The following is a 16,100-nucleotide window of genomic DNA, read 5'->3' on the forward strand; positions in this document are numbered from 1 at the left end:
GCATGCGGATCGCGCTGTTCACCACCTGCCTGGTCGACACGCTGTTCCCCGGCGCCGCGGCGGCGACCGTGCGGCTCCTGGAGCGGCTCGGCCACGAGGTCGACGTCCCCGCGGGCCAGGCGTGCTGCGGGCAGATGCACGTCAACACCGGCTACGCGCCCGAGGCCGTCGGCGTCGTCCGCAACCACGTCCGGACGTTCGCGCCTGTGCTCGACGGGGAGTGGGACGCCGTCGTCGCCCCGTCCGGGTCCTGCGTCGGGTCCACCCGGCACCAGCAGGCCGACGTCGCCCGCCGGCACGGCGACCCGGCGCTCGCGGACGCCGCCGGACGCGTCGCCGCGCGCACCTACGAGCTCACGGAGCTGCTGGTCGACGTGCTGGGCGTCACCGACGTCGGCGCGCACTTCCCGCGCACCGTCACCTACCACCCGACCTGCCACTCCCTGCGGCTGCTGCGCGTCGGCGACCGGCCGACGCGCCTGCTGCGGGCGGTGGACGGGCTGGAGCTGGTGGACCTGCCCGACGCCGACCAGTGCTGCGGGTTCGGCGGGACGTTCGCGCTGAAGAACTCAGCGACGTCGTCCGCGATGGTTCAGGACAAGGTCGCCGCCGTGCGGTCCACGGGCGCGGAGGTGCTGACCGCGGGGGACTGGTCGTGCCTGATGAACATCGACGGGGCGCTGCGCCGGACCGGCGGGGGGACGCACGCCGTGCACCTCGCGGAGATCCTCGCGTCGACCGCGGAGCGGCCGTGGGAGCCCCGGCCCGCACGCGCGCGGCGCGGGCTGCGACGGGTGGCGGGGCGATGAGGGTCGACCTCGGGATGCCGGCCGTCGCGCCGAAGCCCGCCGCGCACCCGGACGACCCGCTGCGGTGGGGGCCGACGTTCCCCGACGCCGCCGACGTCACCCTGGCCGACGGGCAGCTGCGGACGAACCTGCGGCGCGCGACCCGGACCATCCGGGACAAGCGCGTCGCGGTCACCGGCGAGCTGCCCGACTGGGAGGCGCTGCGGGACGCCGGGTCCGCCGTCAAGGCCGACGTCATGGCGCGGCTGCCCGAGCTGCTCGTCCAGCTGGAGGAGTCCGTCACCGCCCGCGGCGGCACCGTGCACTGGGCCCGGGACGCCGCCGAGGCGAACCGGGTCGTCACCGGGATCGTCCAGGCGGCCGGCGCCCGCGAGGTGGTCAAGGTGAAGTCCATGGCCACCCAGGAGATCGGCCTGAACGAGCACCTCGAGCAGCACGGGATCGAGGCGACCGAGACCGACCTCGCCGAGCTCATCGTGCAGCTCGCCGGAGACCTGCCGTCGCACATCCTCGTGCCCGCGATCCACCGCAACCGCGACGAGATCCGGCAGATCTTCACCGACCGGATGGGCGACGCGCCCGCCGGCCTCACCAGCGACCCGCGCGCGCTCGCGGAGGCCGCCCGGGCGCACCTGCGCGCCCGGTTCCTGCGCGCGGACGTGGCGATCAGCGGGGCGAACCTCGCGATCGCCGACACCGGCACCGTCGCGGTCGTCGAGTCCGAGGGCAACGGGCGGATGTGCCTCACGCTGCCGCGGACGCTGATCACCGTCATGGGCATCGAGAAGGTGCTGCCGTCGTTCGAGGACCTCGAGGTATTCCTCCAGCTGCTGCCCCGGTCGTCCACCGGCGAGCGGATGAACCCGTACACGTCGATGTGGACCGGCGTGACGCCCGGCGACGGCCCGCAGGACTTCCACCTCGTGCTGCTGGACAACGGCCGCACCCGGGCGCTGGCGGACGACGTGGGGCGCCAGGCCCTGCACTGCATCCGGTGCTCCGCCTGCCTCAACGTCTGCCCCGTGTACGAGCGCACCGGCGGGCACGCCTACGGCTCGGTGTACCCGGGGCCGATCGGGGCGATCCTCACCCCGCAGCTGCTCGGCCTCGGCGAGCCCGGCGGCGCCCACGACCCGCACGACCCCACCGCGACGCTGCCGTTCGCGTCGTCGCTGTGCGGGGCGTGCTTCGACGCGTGCCCCGTGAAGATCGACATCCCGTCCGCCCTGGTGCACCTGCGCGAGCGCGCCACCCACCCGGAGGGCCGTGCGGCGCCCGGTGCCGTGACCGCCGCGATGTCCGTCGGCGCGGTCGCCCTGTCCGGCGGCGCCCGGTTCCGGTGGGCCGGTCGCGCGCTCGCCCTCGCCGGGCGGCTCACCGGGGGCCACCGGTTCCGGCGGCTGCCCTGGCCCGCGTCCCTGTGGACGGCGAGCCGGGACACGCCGGGCCTGCCCGGGCGGACGTTCCGGGACTCGTGGGCCGCGCGGGCGCGGCGGCGGCGCGGGGGAGCGCGGCCGTGAGCGACGCGCGGGACGAGGTGCTCGCGCGGGTGCGCGCGGCGCTGGGCAGGACGGACGAGCCGGGTGCGCCCGGTGCGCCCGGTGCGCCCGCCGCCCCGGCCCCGGTCGAGCGCGCGTACCGGCGGGCGGGCTCCCTCGCGGCGGCCGGCGACGCGGCGCTGGTCGACCGGCTGGTGGACCGCCTGGAGGACTACCGCGCCACCGTCGTCCGGTGCACGGCGGCGGACCTGCCCGCCGCCGTCGCCGCCCAGCTCGCCGGTGCCGGGTCGGTCGCCGTCCCCCCGGGGCTGGACCGCGCGTGGGTCGCGGCCCTCGACGGCCGGGTCGGCGTACGGGTCGACGACCCGGCCGCGCCGCTCTCGCACGCCGACCTGGACGGGGTCGGCGCGGTGCTCACGGCCTGCCGGGTGGCGGTGGCGGAGACCGGCACGATCGTGCTGGACGCCGCGCCGGACCAGGGCCGCCGGGTGCTCACCCTGCTGCCCGACCGGCACGTGTGCGTCGTGCGCGCCGGCCAGGTCGTCGCCGGGGTGCCGGACGCCGTGGCCGTCCTCGGCGCGCACCCCGAGCGGCCCCAGACGTGGATCTCCGGTCCGAGCGCGACCAGCGACATCGAGCTCGTACGCGTCGAGGGCGTGCACGGGCCGCGCGACCTGCGCGTCCTCCTCGTCGATCCGTAGACGCGGGGGCCCCCGAGCGGTCGCGCCGCACCTGCTCCGGCGGTAGACAGGCAGCGTGACGGACGAGGAGCGACCCGGGCCGGGGGTGGAGGACGCGCGCGTCACGTTCGTGGTGATGAGCCGCGACCGGCGCGACGAGCTCGTGCAGTCCCTCGGCCGGCACCGCGCGCCCGTGATCCTGGTCGACAACGGCTCCACCGACGGCACCGCGGCCGCCGTCCGGGCGGCGCACCCCCACGTGCGGGTCGTCGAGGCCGGGCGCAACCTGGGCGCCGCCGCCCGGACCCTCGGCGTGCGCCTCGCGGAGACGCCCTACGTCGCGTTCGCCGACGACGACTCGTGGTGGGCGCCCGGGTCGCTCGCGCTCGTCGCCGACGTGCTGGACGCCGACCCGGACGTCGCGGTCGTCCAGGCCCGCGTCCTGGTCGGGCCCGAGGAGCGGCCCGACCCGTTCAACGACGTCCTCGCGGCCTCCCCGCTGCCGCGGCCGCCGCGGACGGACCTGCCCACCGCCCTCGGGTTCATGGCCTGCGCCGCGATCGTCCGGCGCGACGCGTTCCTCGCCGCCGGCGGGTTCGACGACGTCGTGCGGTTCCCGGGCGAGGAGGAGCGGCTCGCGCTCGACCTGGCCGCCGCCGGGCACGCGATCGTGCACGCACCGCAGGCCGTGGTCCACCACCACCCCTCGCCGCGCCGGCACAGCCCGGGGGCGCGCGTGACGGCCGCGACCCGCTCGCACCTGCTCACCGCGATCCTCCGGCTCCCGTGGCGGGACGTCGCCCGCGACGCGCGCTCCCCCGCCCGGACACCCCCCCGCCGGCGCCGGCTCGCCGCCCCGGTGCGCGACCTCCGCGCGCTGCGGGAGCGGCGCGTGACCCCGCCGCGCGTCCTGTCGCTGCGGGCCCTGCTCGACGCGCCGCCCGCCGCCGGCCCCACCCGGCACCCGACCCCGCCCACCGACCACAGCGCCGTGGCCACCGCACCGGCCGACCGAGAGGAGCCCCGATGACCGGCACCCGCCCCGACCAGGCCGCCCCGCACGCCCGCACCGGCCCGTTCCGCCGCGCCGTCGTCACCGGCGGCGCCGGGTTCCTCGGGAGCCACCTGTGCACCGCGCTGCGGCAGGCCGGGACCGAGGTGGTCTGCCTCGACAACTTCCTCACGGGCAACCCCGCCAACGTCGCGCACCTCATGGACGACCCCGGCTTCCGCCTCGTGCGCTCGGACCTCACCGACTACGTGCACGTCCCCGGCGCGGTGGACCTCGTCCTGCACTTCGCGTCCCCGGCGTCGCCCATCGACTACCTGCAGCTGCCCATCCAGACCCTCAAGGTCGGCGCGCTCGGCACGCTGCACGCCCTCGGGCTCGCGAAGGAGAAGGGCGCCCGCTTCGTGCTCGCCTCCACCTCCGAGGTCTACGGCGACCCGCAGGTGCACCCGCAGACCGAGGACTACTGGGGCCACGTCAACCCCATCGGCCCGCGCGGCGTGTACGACGAGGCGAAGCGGTACGCCGAGGCGCTGACCACCGCGTACCGCGGCGCGGAGGGGGTGGACACCGGCATCGTCCGGATCTTCAACACCTACGGCCCCCGGATGCGCCCGCACGACGGCCGCGCGATCCCGACGTTCATCCGGCAGGCGCTCGCCGGGGAGCCGATCACGGTCGCCGGCGACGGCAGCCAGACCCGGTCGGTCTGCTACGTCGACGACCTGGTGCGGGGCATCCTCGCGCTCGCGGCGTCCGGGCACCCCGGCCCGATGAACATCGGGAACCCGACGGAGCTCTCCGTCCGGCGGATCGCGGAGGACGTCGTCGCGGCCACCGGCTCCCGCTCGCAGATCCGGCTGATCGAGCGCCCCGTCGACGACCCCGAGGTGCGCCGGCCGGACACCGCGCTCGCGCAGCAGGTGCTCGGCTGGGCGCCCGAGGTGACGTGGGAGGACGGGCTCGCGCGCACCGTGGCGTGGTTCGCGGAGGCGGTCCGGGTCCCGGCGTAGGGGCCGCTCAGGCCGCCCGGTTCGCCTCCCCGGCCAGCTGCGCGACGCGGGCGGCGGACAGGCGGAGCACCGACGCGATGTCCCGCGACGACCATCCCTTGCGCACGAGCTGCCCGACGACAGCCCGGGTGTGGGCGGTGATCTCGTCACGCTGACGGTCTACGTCCGCGCGTTCGCGCGCGAGCCGGTCCGCCTCGACGGCCTCGGGCGCGACCGCCGCGTAGTCCCAGTCCAGGTCGAGGCCCGCCTCCGCGCCCGGCGGGAGGTCCTCGGCGAGGGCGACGGCCTCCCGGACCCGCTCGTCGAGCCCGCGGAGCGTCCGCGCGTGGGTGTGCGCGCCCGTGACGTCGTCGACCTGCGCGAGCCAGCTCGCGCCCTCCCGGGTCACCCGCACGGTGTAGGTCATCGCAGCAGCCACCTCTCTCCCAGTACCGCCTCGGGGTCCCGCTCGATCGCTCGCACGGTAGCGAGGACCGGAGGGGGACGCTAGCTGCTCAGGGACTGAGCAAGCGGGGTCGCGCTCACGTCGTGCGGGGGAGACGGTGCTGACGACAGGCATGCGCGGACGCTAGGCAGCGCCGCGGCCCGAGGGCGGGGTGGTGCCGGCCCGTCGGGGGACGACGCACCCGCGCCCGGCCTGTGGGCGGCTCGGCGCCCGCCCGCCGCGCCGGTCAGTCCGCCACGGCCACCCGCCGGTCCCGCGGCGCGGTGAGCACGAGGCCGCGGCCGACCGCGTCCCAGACCTCGTCCACGGTGATCCGGTCCAGGGCGGGGTCGACCACCTCGGCGTGCGGGTCGCCGGGGTGGTCCAGGTCCCCGTGCCAGAGCACGAGGTGCCGGTCGGCGTCGATCCGCGGGCCCCACCACGCGGGGGGCGTCGGGCCGAACAGCAGGACCGACGGCGTGCCCAGGGCGGTCGCGAGGTGGGCCACGCCGGTGTCTCCGCACACCAGCAGGCGGGCGCCGGCGACCAGCGACGCCAGCCCGGGCAGGTCCAGGGATCCGGACAGGTCCACCGTCCCGGCCCCGGACAGCGCGGCGACGCGGGCGCACAGATCGCGCTCGTCGGGGCCTCCGGTCACCGCGACCGCCCACCCGGTGGTCGTGAGACGCGCACCGAGCGCGCCCCAGCGGTCGGCGGGCCAGCGCCGGGAGCCCGACGCCGCCCCGGGGTGCAGGACGACGACCTCGCCGCTGCGGGGTGGTGCCGGCACGTCGACCCGCAGGTCCTCGGGCCCGCACGGGCCGCCCGCGTCGGACACGAGCCGGCACCACCGGTCGACCTCGTGCTCGTCGGACCGCCACGCGGGGCCGCGGTGGCCCACCACCGGGCAGTCGAACCCGACGAGCAGGCGCGGACCGGTGTCGAGCAGCAGCCGGTGGCTCTGCGGGCCGCGGCCGTGCAGGTCCACCGCCACGTGCCCGCCCGGGCCGTCCCACGCCAGCGGCGCGAGGCCCGCGGCGGGCAGCACGGCGTCGACGACGCCCACCTGCACCAGCCAGTCGCCCACGGCGGGCGGCGCCGCGAGCACGATCCGGTGGTCCGGCCACCGGCGCCGCACGCCACGCAGCGCCGCGACCCCCGTGAGCAGGTCGCCGAGCCCGAGCGCCCGCAGGACCAGGACGTCCCCGGGCCCGCCCGTCACGGCCACGAGCTCTCGCCGGACGCCATGACGAGCAGCTCGCGGATCTCGCTGCCCACCGGCTGGGTCAGCGCGGTCACGACCGCGGCCGCCGTGGCCCGGGGGTCGTTGAGGTCCGCGTCCGGCCCCGGCTTGTACTGCTCGGCCCGGCCGTCGAAGAACGCGGTGCGCATCCCGCCGGGGACGAGCAGCGTCACCCCGACACGGCCGGCGTACTCCGCGGCGAGCGCCTGCGAGAACCCGCGGACGCCGAACTTCGAGGCCGCGTACGCGGTCGCGTCGCCCATGCCGCGCAGCGACAGCGTGGAGCCGACGGTCACGACGGTGCCGCGCACCTTCTCCAGGTACGGCAGCGTGGCGCGGACCACCGCCGCGGTGCCGAACAGGTTGACCCGCACGACCCGCTCCCACGTCTCGGTGTCGATCTCGGTGAGCGGTCCGCACGCGTCGGTGCCCGCGGCGGTGACGACGCCGGTCGGCTCCCCGGCGGTGAGCACCAGCTGCTCGACGGCGGCCGCCGCGGCGGCGGAGTCGGACAGGTCGACCTCGACGTACGGCACGCCCTCGCGCGGCGGGACGCGGTCGAGCACGGCGGGCTTGCCGCCGGCGGCCTCGACGGCGTCGACGACCGCGGCGCCGAGACCGGACGCGCCCCCGGTGACGACGACGGTGCCGAGCGGACGGGGGGTCAGGGGCGGGAGAGCGGTCACGAGAGCTCCTTCGACGAGCGGGAGGCGCTGCGGGCGGCGCCCGTGCGCTGGAGGATCGAGGTGGTGGACCTGCCGTCCAGGTACGGGAGCAGGACCACCCGGCCGCCGTGCTGCTCGACGACGTCCGCCTCGGGCAGCCGGGTGCCGCCGTAGTCCCCGCCCTTCACCCACACGTCCGGGCGCAGGCGGTCGAGGACGGCGCGCGGGTCGTCCTCGTCGAACACCACGACGGCGTCCACGCAGTCCAGGGCCTCGAGGACCCGGGCGCGGTCCGGTGCGCCGACGACGGGGCGGTCCGGGCCCTTGAGCCGGCGCACCGAGTCGTCGGAGTTCATCAGCACGACCAGCGCGTCGCCGAGGCGCCGGGCGGCCTGCAGCGTGGCGACGTGCCCGGCGTGCACCAGGTCGAAGCAGCCGCCGGTCGCGACGAGCGTGCCGCCGGACAGCCGCAGCCGGGCCGCCAGCGCCGCCAGGGGGTCGGCGCCGTTTCCGGGCCGGTGCTCGCCGTCCCCGGGGTCGTCGGCCGCCGGCGGGGCCTCGTCGCGGCGGCGGCGGAAGCCCTCGGCCCCGCCGGCGGCCACCCACGCGGACGCGTCGGTCACCGCGGCGCCGACCGCCGCGGACGGCACCGCACCGCGCGCGAGCGCCACGGTGGCGGACGCGGCGAACCGGTCCCCGGCGCCGCACGGGTCCCCGTGGGGTGCCGGCGGGGCGGGCACGAACACGGTGTCGCCCGCGGCCGCCAGGTACGCCCCGAGCGCCCCCGCCGTGACGACGACCCCGCGCACGCCCCAGGCGTCGCGCAGGGACGCCGCGAGCCGGTCGGGCGGAGTCGGCGCCCCGGCGTCGAGCGCGCGCCGCGCCTCCGCCACGTTCGGCGTGACGAGCAGCGTGCCGGGCACAGGGTCGGCTCCGCGCGGGTGCGGGTCCCAGACGGTGCGGGTCCGGGGCGCGGTCTCGGCGAGCAGCGCCCGCACCCGCGGGTCCCGCGTGGTGCCGGCGCCGTAGTCGGACACCAGCACGGCGTCCGCGCCCAGCAGCGCCTCCCGGACGGCCTCGACGTCGACGTCCTCGGGGTGCCCGGGGCCGCCCTCGTCCAGCCGGACGATCGACTGGCCGCCGCTGCGCACCCGCGTCTTGGTGCGGGTCGGGCCGGCGTGGGGGAGGGCCACCAGGGTCACCTCCGGCGCCAGCAGCCCCGCGAGCCGGCGCCCCGCGTCGTCGTCCGCGACGGGCGCCACCAGCGTGACGTCCGCGCCCGACGCCGCGCAGAGCAGGGCCGCCAGGCCGGCACCGCCGGGGCTCTCCCGCACCGCCGCGACGTCCAGCACGGGCGCGGCCGAGTCCGGGCACAGCCGCTCGGTGGTGCCGTCGACGTCGCGGTCGAGCAGCACGTCGCCGACGACCACGACCCGCGGTCGGCGCCCCGGCGCGCGCCCGTCGTGGAGCGTGCCCGCGTCCCGCCCGCCGGGCACGCCCTGCACCTCCCGCACGCTCCGCACCTCGTCGGCCGGAGCGTCGTGCCCGACGCGCGCCGGCGTGCCCGGCCGGACACTCCGTCCGGGACCGGTCCCCGCCAGCACGTGCTCGTCGAAGACCGCGCACAGCGCGTGCAGCGCCACGAGGTGCCCCGTCTGCACCGCGGCGGTCGTCGGGGCGGCGACGCACAGGGCGTCGTCCGCGAGACCGGCGAGCGCGTTGGGCGCGGGCCCGGCCAGCGCCCACACGGTCAGGCCGAGCCGGCGCCCGCGCTCGGCGGCGCGCAGCACGTTGGGGCTGGTGCCCGACGTCGACAGCAGCACGAGCACGTCGCCCGGCCGCCCGTGCGCCTGCACCTGGCGGGCGAAGACCTCGTCCGCCCCGTAGTCGTTGACGACGGCGGTGAGGGTCGACGTGTCGGCCGTCAGGGCGATCGCCGAGTACGGGTCCCGGTCCTCGCGGAACCGCCCCACGAGCTCGGCGGTGAGGTGCTGCGCCTCGGCGGCGCTGCCCCCGTTGCCGGCGACGAGCAGCCGGCCGCCGGCGCCGAGCACCGCGGCCAGGGTGCCGGCCCACCGGTCGATCCGCGGCGCCTCGCCCCGCAGGGCCTCCAGCGCCCCGCCGACCTCGCGCGTGTGCTCCTCGAGCCAGGTGGCGGCGCTCATCCGGCGCTCACCGCCCGCAGCGCCGGGCGCACGAGCGTCCGGTAGACGGCGGCGGTCTGCGCGGCCACCCGGTCCCACGCGTAGCGGGACACGGCCGCCCGCCGGGCCGCGCGACCGTATGCCGCGCAGCGACCGGGGTCGTCGAGCAGCGCGCGCAGGGCACCGGCGAGCGCCGCGGGGTCGCGCGGCGGGACCAGGACGCCGGTCCGGCCGTCCTGCACGGTGTCGAGCAGCCCGCCGACCGCGCTGCCGACCACCGGCACCCCGCAGGCCGCGGCCTCGACGGGCACGATGCCGAACGGCTCGTACCAGGGGGTCGCGACGACGACGTCCGCCGACCGGATCAGCTCCGGCATCCGGGCGTGCCCGACGCCGCCGAGCAGGTGCACGCGGTCGGCGACGCCGACCTCCCGGGCCACGTCCAGCAGCCGCTGCGCCTCCGGGTCGCCGGCCAGGCGATCCCGCGGCGGGCCGCCGGCGACGGACAGCTCCGCGTCCGGCAGGTCGGCGAGCGCCCGGACCACGGTGTCGACGCCCTTGCGCTCGACGAGCCGGCCGACGCACAGCAGCCGCGGGCCGCCCGGTGGCCGCCCCTGCCGCCGCGCGGGGGAGAAGTGCCGCACGTCCACGCCGCACGGCACGACGCGGGTGCGCGACTCCGGCACGCCCATCCGGCCCAGCTCGGCGACCTCGTCCGAGCACGTCGCGACGACGACGTCCGCGCGCTGCGCCACGACGACCTCCGCCCGCACCCGCCCCGGCGGGCTGGTGTCGGCGGCGCCCTGGTGCCGGCGCTTGACCGAGCCGAGGGCGTGGAACGTCTGGGCGACCGGCACGCTGTGCGGCTCGGCCGCCTGGAGCGTCGCGAGCCCCGACATCCAGAAGTGCGCGTGCGCGACGTCCGGCGGCCCGGTCGCGGCCCACCGGTCCGCGAGCCACCGGCCGAACTCGCCCATGTGCGGCAGCAGCTCGTCCTTGGGCAGGGCGACCGGTGGACCGGCGGGGACGTGCACCACCTCGACACCCGGCGCGAGCGGCACCCGCTCGGGCGTGCCCGGGTCGTCGCGCCGCGTGTAGACGTCGACCTCGTGGCCGAGCCGGGCGAGCTCCGTGGCGAGGGCCGCCACGTGCACGTTCTGCCCGCCGGCGTCGACGCCGCCGAGGACGGCGAGCGGGCTGGCGTGCTCCGAGACCATCGCGATCCTCATCGGGTCACCTCCGTCAGGACGTGCTGCCAGTCGGACAGGAACCGCGCCATGCCGAACCGCCGCAGGGCGTGGGCGCGGGCGGCGGCGCCGCGCTCGCGGGCCTCGTCGGGGTCGGCCAGCCAGCGCCGGGCCGCGGCCGCGAGCATCGCGGGGTCGCTGGAGACGACGCCGGCCTCCGGGGGCACGGACTCGGGGGCCGCGGTGGTGGCGAGGGCGAGGACCGGCATCCCGATCGTCATCGCCTCGACGAGCGACAGCCCGAGGCTGGTCCACCGGTACGGGTGCAGGTACGCGCGGGCCTGCCCGAGCCGCGGGTGCAGCTCGGACTGCCGGACGTCCTCGTGCAGGTGGCCGGTCAGCGCGAGGTCGCCGCGCAGCCCCGCCGCCGCGGCGCGCTCGGCGAGGGCGGACATCCCCATGCCGTAGACCTCGACCGGCACCTGCGCGGCCAGGTCGAGCAGCACGTCGGTGCCCGCGACCCGCCACCGCCGGACCGGCTCGTTGACCACCGCCGCGACCCGCGCGCGCTCGCCCGTGTACAGCGGGCCGGGGTCCGGCACGGCGTGCTCGATCACGGTGGTCGGCGCGCTGCCGTTGTCCCAGACCAGGGCGTTGTAGTGGGTGACGTGCACGACGGGGACGTCGCTGCGGTCGGCGAGGTGGTGGCGGGTCGCCACGGCGGGGCCCGTCGGGGTGTTGTGCTCGACGTAGACCGCCGGGACGTCCACCCCGGCCCGCAGGCCGGTCAGCTCCTGCAGCAGCTCCAGCTCCCGCGGGCGCTGCAGCACGACCACGTCGACCGGCTCGTCGCGCAGCCGCTCGACGGGCACCTCCCGCGCCCGATCCGGCCAGTCCCACGTGCGGGCGCGGCCGAGCCCGTCGGCGGTCCGCCCGGCGTCGACGGGGATCACGTAGTCGAGGTCGCCCTGGACGAACGACGTCATCCAGGACCCGTGCACGTGCCAGGCCAGGACCCTCATGCGGGCACCCCCGCCCGGGCGTCGGCGGTCAGCCGGTCGACGGCGGCCACGACCTCCGCCGGGTCGACACCGGCGAGGCAGGGGTGGCCGGGCACCGGGCACTCCCGCGCGCGGGTGCCGGCGCAGGGTGCGCCGGGGTCGCCCAGCAGCACGGTCGGCACCCCGTACGGCGCCCAGCGGTCCGCCGGCACGACCGGCGCGAACAGCGAGACCACGGGGGTCCCGACCGCGGCCGCGAGGTGCGCGGGCCCGGTGTTGCCGACGACCACCGCGGCGGCCCCGGCCAGCACGCCGGCGAGCGTGGCGAGGTCGGTGCGCCCGCCGAGGTCCACCGCCCCGGGCACGCCCTCGGCGACGCGGGCCGTCAGCCCGCGCTCGGTCGGCCCGCCGGTGACGACCACGGGCCACCCCGCGCCGGCGAGCGCGGCCACCGCGGCGCGCGCGTCTTCCGGCCGGGGCGCCCGCGCGGGCACCGAGGCGCCCGGGTGCAGCACCACGTACGGCCGGTCCGGGACGAGGCCGTGCACCTCGGGGAGCGGGCCGCGGACCGCGAGCCGCCCGTCGTCGCCGGCGGGCAGGTGCCCGCCGGCGGCGTGCGCGAGGTCCAGCGCGGCCTCCACCTCGTGCAGGCCCTCGGGGCGGCGGTGCCGCACGTCGAGCAGCGACCCGGGGTAGTCCTCGCTGGTGGCGGCCACGTGCTGGACGCCGGCGAGCCGGAGCAGCAGGGCGGTCGGCAGCGGGCTCTGGTGGAACGACGTGAACACGACCGCCCGGGCGTAGCGGCGGTCCGCGACGGCGCCGACGACCTGCGCGACCGCCGCCTGGTCGAACACCGCGGGCCGGTAGCCGCTCCACGGGGCGTCGAAGGTCAGCACCTCGTCGACGCCCGGCAGCAGCGCGGCGGCCCGCGAGCCCTGCGGGGACGCGAGCACGTCGACGGGCCCCAGCGCGCGCAGCGCCCGGACGGCCGGGCCGGTCAGCAGCACGTCGCCGTCGCTGTCGAGCCGGACGGCCAGCACCCGGCTCACGCCGCCGCCCCCTCGGCCTCGGTGCCGCTGGCCGCGCTGCCCCGGGCCGCGCTGTCCGGCACGCCGGGCGCGGGCTCCGGGCGGTGCCGGGGCGGCAGCACGCCGGGCACGAGCCGCGCGACGGCCGACCACAGGTCCGGTGCGACCTCCGGCGCGGCCTCGACCTCCTCCGGCCGGGTCGCCGGCGTCGGCACGAGCACCGCCCGGGCTCCCGCGGCGACCGCGGCGTCGACGTCCGCGCCGATGTCCCCGACCACGGCGCAGGCGGCGGGCGGCACCCCGAGAGCGCGCGCGGCCGCGAGCACCATGCCCGGCGCGGGCTTGCGGCAGGTGCACCCGTCGTCCGGGCCGTGCGGGCAGACCTGCACCGTGCCGAACGGTCCGACCAGCTCCGCCAGCCGCGCGTTCACGGCGTCGACCTGGGCCCGCGTCAGGACGCCCCGGGCGACGCCCGACTGGTTCGACACCAGGCCGACGGCGATCCCCGCCGCACGCAGCGCGTCGAGCACCTCGCGCGCGCCGTCGACGGGTCGCACCTGCGCCGGGTCGCCGTTGTAGGGCACGTCGTGCACGAGCGTGCCGTCCCGGTCGAGCAGGACCGCCCGCACCGGGACGGGCCACGGGTCGACGCCGCCGCGGTGCGCGAGCGTGCCGCGCAGCCGGTGCCGGACGGCGACGAACGGGATCACGGCGCTGGTCCACGCCATCCGGCGCCACTCGGGCGCCCAGTCCGGCTCGCCGGGGCGCGGGCCCGGCGCGATCCGCCGGCGCGCGAAGTCGGCCGTCAGCGCGAGCCACGCCGCGCCGGCGAGGGCCGCCGGCCGGCGGTGCCCGGTCAGTGCCGCACCGGCCGCGAGCCCGGCTGCGGCGACCGTCGCGACGTGCCACCGGAACCGGCCGCGTCCGGTCTCGGCCAGCTCGCGCCAGCCGGGACCGTGCAGGGCCCGCATCAGCGCGTCGTCGGCCGCGCCGGCCTGGACGCGCACGCTCACCCGGTCGTCCGCGGGCCGGACCGGGTGCGTGGTGGTCCGGGTCCCGCGCGTGAGGACCCAGCCCGCGAGCCGCACCCGCAGCGCGAGGTCCGAGTCCTCCCGGTAGGCCCGCGGGAACCGCTCGTCGAAGCCGCCGGCCTGCTCCAGGGCCTCACGGCGGAACGCCATGTCCGCCGTCGCCCACCGCGCGCCCTCGAGCCCGGCGGTGCTGCGCTCCCAGTCCAGCGGGGGCCGGTGGGCGGGCAGCGGGACGTGCAGCCGCGCCTGCGTGGCGGCGACGTCCGGGCCCGCGGCGGCCAGGTCGGCGGCGAACGCGTCGGCCCAGCCCTCGGGGAGCAGGACGTCGTCGTCCAGGAACGCCACCCACGGGGTCCGCGTGCTCCGCCAGCCGGCGTTGCGGGCCGCCGCCGGTCCCCGCCCGCCCGACCGCAGCACCCGCAGCGGGGCGGGCAGCGGGGCCAGGTCGGCGAGGTCGAGCGGCGTGGTGTCGGCGAGCGGCCGGTCGTCGACGACGACCACCGCCTCCGGCGCCGGGAGCGCGTCGAACCGCTGAGCAGCCAGCGACCCCAGCATCGCGCGGAGCTGCGGGCGCCCGATCGTCGGGACGACCACCGACCACCGCGGGCCCGTCACGGCGCGACCGCCCCGGCCCGCTCCTGCCGGGACCCGTCGGGCGCCGCGAACACCGCCGCCCGGCGCACCAGGTGCGGCCCCATGACCAGCAGGTCGACCGGCGCGGAGCCGAACAGCTCCAGGGCGTCCCGCGGGTCGTCGACCATCGGCCGTCCCGCGGTGTTGAGGCTCGTGTTGATCACGACCGGCAGGCCCGTGCGGTCGCGGAACGCCTCGATCGTGGCGCCGAGGCGCGGCTGCACGGCGGGGTCGACGGTCTGGATGCGGGCGGTGCCGTCGACGTGCACGGCGGCGGGGATCCGGTCCCGCCACTCCTGCGCGACGGTGTGGACGAACAGCATGTACGGGCTCGGGATCGGCCCGGCGGAGAAGATCTCCGCGGCGTGGTCGAGCAGCACCATCGGCGCGACGGGCCGGAACTGCTCGCGGCCCTTGACGTCGTTCAGGCGCTCCAGGTTCTCCGCGCGGCCGGGGTGCGCGAGCAGCGACCGCTGGCCGAGCGCGCGCGGGCCGTACTCGCTCCTGCCGTCGAACCAGGCGACCACGCCGTCGTCGGCGAGCACGCCGGCGACCTCCGCGGCGAGCTCCTCGGTCGTCGCGGGCGTCGTGAACGGCACCTTCGCGAGCCGCAGCCGCGCCGCGATCTCCTCGTCCGACCAGGACCGGCCGAGCGCCGCGGACGGCATCGGGTGCAGCGGCTCGCCCTCGTCGGCGGCGACCTGCATCGCGGCGCCCAGGGCGGTGCCGGCGTCGCCCGCCGCGGGCTGCACCCACATCTCCTCGAAGCCCGACTCGCGCCAGATCCGGGAGTTCGCCACGCAGTTCAGCGCGGTGCCCCCGGCCATCGTCAGCACCCGGTCCCCGGTGCGCTCGTGCAGCCAGCGCGCGAGGTCGACCAGGACCTCCTCCAGCCGCGCCTGCACCGAGCACGCCAGGTCCGCGTGGTCGCCGCCCCACGTGCCGTCGTCGACCCGGGCCGGCGCCCACCGGCTCCAGTCCGGGGCCTCGGCGACGAACCCGCCGTCGCCCGTGGCGCGGATGACGTCCCGCAGCTCGTCCAGGAAGCGCGGCTTCCCGTAGGAGGCCAGCGCCATGACCTTGTACTCGTCGCTGGACCGCAGGAACCCCAGGTGCTCGGTGAGGGACTCGTACACCAGCCCCAGCGAGTGCGGCAGCTCCTGGCTCGCGAGCACCTCGAGGCGGCCGTCGACGTACCGGCCGGCCAGGTGGGAGGCCCGCTCGCCGCGGCCGTCGAGCACGAGCACGCTGCTGGTCGGGTGCGGCGAGGCCAGCGCGGCGGACGCGGCGTGCGCGACGTGGTGCGGCACGAACCGGACGCGCGACCGGTCGAGGCCCGGCAGGGCCGTGGCGAGGAAGTTCGGGGCCTTCTCCGCGTACATCAGCCGCAGGTGGTCCCACGGGTCCGTGAGGCCGAGCTCCTCGGCCGGCTTGGACAGCGCCGGGTCGAACGAGTACGCGACCGCGTCCAGGTCCTCCGGCCGCAGGCCCGCGACGTCGAGGCACCAGCGCATCGACAGCTCCGGCAGCTCCCACGCGGCGAACGGCACGGGCCGCTTGCCGTGCTTGCGGCGGCTGAACCGCTCCTCCTCCGCCGCGGCGACCACCTGGCCGTCGACGACGAGGGCGGCGGAGGGGTCGTGGTAGATGGCGTTGACGCCCAGGATGCGCATGAGTGGCCGACCTTCCCTGAGTCGTACAGAGTCGAGGTGCTCGACGTACGAGGGGACGTGG

At 78.1% G+C, this 16,100-nt stretch carries 14 protein-coding genes; 5 read left to right on the forward strand and 9 right to left on the reverse strand.

What is annotated here, in order from left to right; genetic code table 11:
- Window positions 1–2: 2 nt before the first annotated feature.
- Genes QNH85_RS07315 through QNH85_RS07335 form a run of 5 tightly spaced genes read left to right on the forward strand, consistent with a single transcriptional unit; the run spans window position 3 to window position 5,010 of the window.
- A complete protein-coding gene (locus QNH85_RS07315; protein WP_282945538.1) occupies window positions 3–809 on the forward strand; it encodes a (Fe-S)-binding protein in 807 nt (268 codons plus the stop codon).
- Window positions 806–2,329, forward strand: a complete 1,524-nt coding sequence (locus QNH85_RS07320; RefSeq protein ID WP_282945539.1) for a lactate utilization protein B — start codon at window positions 806–808, stop codon at window positions 2,327–2,329. Before QNH85_RS07315 ends, QNH85_RS07320 begins: the two co-directional genes overlap by 4 nt.
- Window positions 2,326–3,009, forward strand: a complete 684-nt coding sequence (locus QNH85_RS07325; protein WP_282945540.1) for a LutC/YkgG family protein — start codon at window positions 2,326–2,328, stop codon at window positions 3,007–3,009. Before QNH85_RS07320 ends, QNH85_RS07325 begins: the two co-directional genes overlap by 4 nt.
- Before the next feature lie 55 nt (window positions 3,010–3,064).
- The gene (locus tag QNH85_RS07330; protein ID WP_282945541.1) at window positions 3,065–4,018 is read left to right on the forward strand and encodes a glycosyltransferase family 2 protein; all 954 of its coding nucleotides are present in this window, start codon (window positions 3,065–3,067) and stop codon (window positions 4,016–4,018) included.
- Window positions 4,015–5,010, forward strand: a complete 996-nt coding sequence (locus tag QNH85_RS07335) for a UDP-glucuronic acid decarboxylase family protein (protein WP_282945542.1) — start codon at window positions 4,015–4,017, stop codon at window positions 5,008–5,010. Before QNH85_RS07330 ends, QNH85_RS07335 begins: the two co-directional genes overlap by 4 nt.
- Before the next feature lie 7 nt (window positions 5,011–5,017).
- Here QNH85_RS07335 and QNH85_RS07340 read toward each other — a convergent pair whose 3' ends face one another.
- The 9 genes from QNH85_RS07340 to QNH85_RS07385 all read right to left on the reverse strand — a co-directional run bounded on the left by QNH85_RS07340 (window position 5,018) and on the right by QNH85_RS07385 (window position 16,039).
- On the reverse strand, window positions 5,018–5,416 hold the full coding sequence (locus tag QNH85_RS07340; protein ID WP_282945543.1) for a hypothetical protein: 399 nt from the start codon (window positions 5,414–5,416) through the stop codon (window positions 5,018–5,020).
- 265 nt (window positions 5,417–5,681) lie between these two features.
- Window positions 5,682–6,662, reverse strand: a complete 981-nt coding sequence (locus QNH85_RS07345; protein WP_282945544.1) for a glycosyltransferase family 9 protein — start codon at window positions 6,660–6,662, stop codon at window positions 5,682–5,684.
- Window positions 6,653–7,363, reverse strand: coding sequence for an SDR family oxidoreductase (locus tag QNH85_RS07350; RefSeq protein WP_282945545.1), 711 nt, complete (start codon window positions 7,361–7,363; stop codon window positions 6,653–6,655). Before QNH85_RS07350 ends, QNH85_RS07345 begins: the two co-directional genes overlap by 10 nt.
- Window positions 7,360–9,507: a PfkB family carbohydrate kinase gene (locus tag QNH85_RS07355; RefSeq protein WP_346016301.1), complete on the reverse strand. Its 2,148-nt coding sequence runs from the start codon at window positions 9,505–9,507 to the stop codon at window positions 7,360–7,362. Before QNH85_RS07355 ends, QNH85_RS07350 begins: the two co-directional genes overlap by 4 nt.
- Entirely contained in the window at window positions 9,504–10,715 is a 1,212-nt protein-coding gene (locus tag QNH85_RS07365; protein WP_282945546.1) for a glycosyltransferase, read from the reverse strand. The genes QNH85_RS07355 and QNH85_RS07365 overlap by 4 nt, the downstream gene beginning before the upstream one ends.
- Window positions 10,712–11,695, reverse strand: a complete 984-nt coding sequence (locus QNH85_RS07370) for a glycosyltransferase (protein WP_282945547.1) — start codon at window positions 11,693–11,695, stop codon at window positions 10,712–10,714. Before QNH85_RS07370 ends, QNH85_RS07365 begins: the two co-directional genes overlap by 4 nt.
- A complete protein-coding gene (locus QNH85_RS07375) occupies window positions 11,692–12,723 on the reverse strand; it encodes a glycosyltransferase family 9 protein (RefSeq protein ID WP_282945548.1) in 1,032 nt (343 codons plus the stop codon). The genes QNH85_RS07370 and QNH85_RS07375 overlap by 4 nt, the downstream gene beginning before the upstream one ends.
- Complete coding sequence (locus tag QNH85_RS07380; protein WP_282945549.1) at window positions 12,720–14,348, reverse strand: HAD-IIIA family hydrolase; 1,629 nt, start codon at window positions 14,346–14,348, stop codon at window positions 12,720–12,722. The genes QNH85_RS07375 and QNH85_RS07380 overlap by 4 nt, the downstream gene beginning before the upstream one ends.
- On the reverse strand, window positions 14,345–16,039 hold the full coding sequence (locus tag QNH85_RS07385) for a carbamoyltransferase family protein (RefSeq protein ID WP_282945550.1): 1,695 nt from the start codon (window positions 16,037–16,039) through the stop codon (window positions 14,345–14,347). Before QNH85_RS07385 ends, QNH85_RS07380 begins: the two co-directional genes overlap by 4 nt.
- Between the last annotated feature and the right edge of the window lie 61 nt (window positions 16,040–16,100).

It is taken from the genome of Cellulomonas endometrii, assembly GCF_949769265.1.
Classification (GTDB): domain Bacteria; phylum Actinomycetota; class Actinomycetes; order Actinomycetales; family Cellulomonadaceae; genus Cellulomonas; species Cellulomonas endometrii.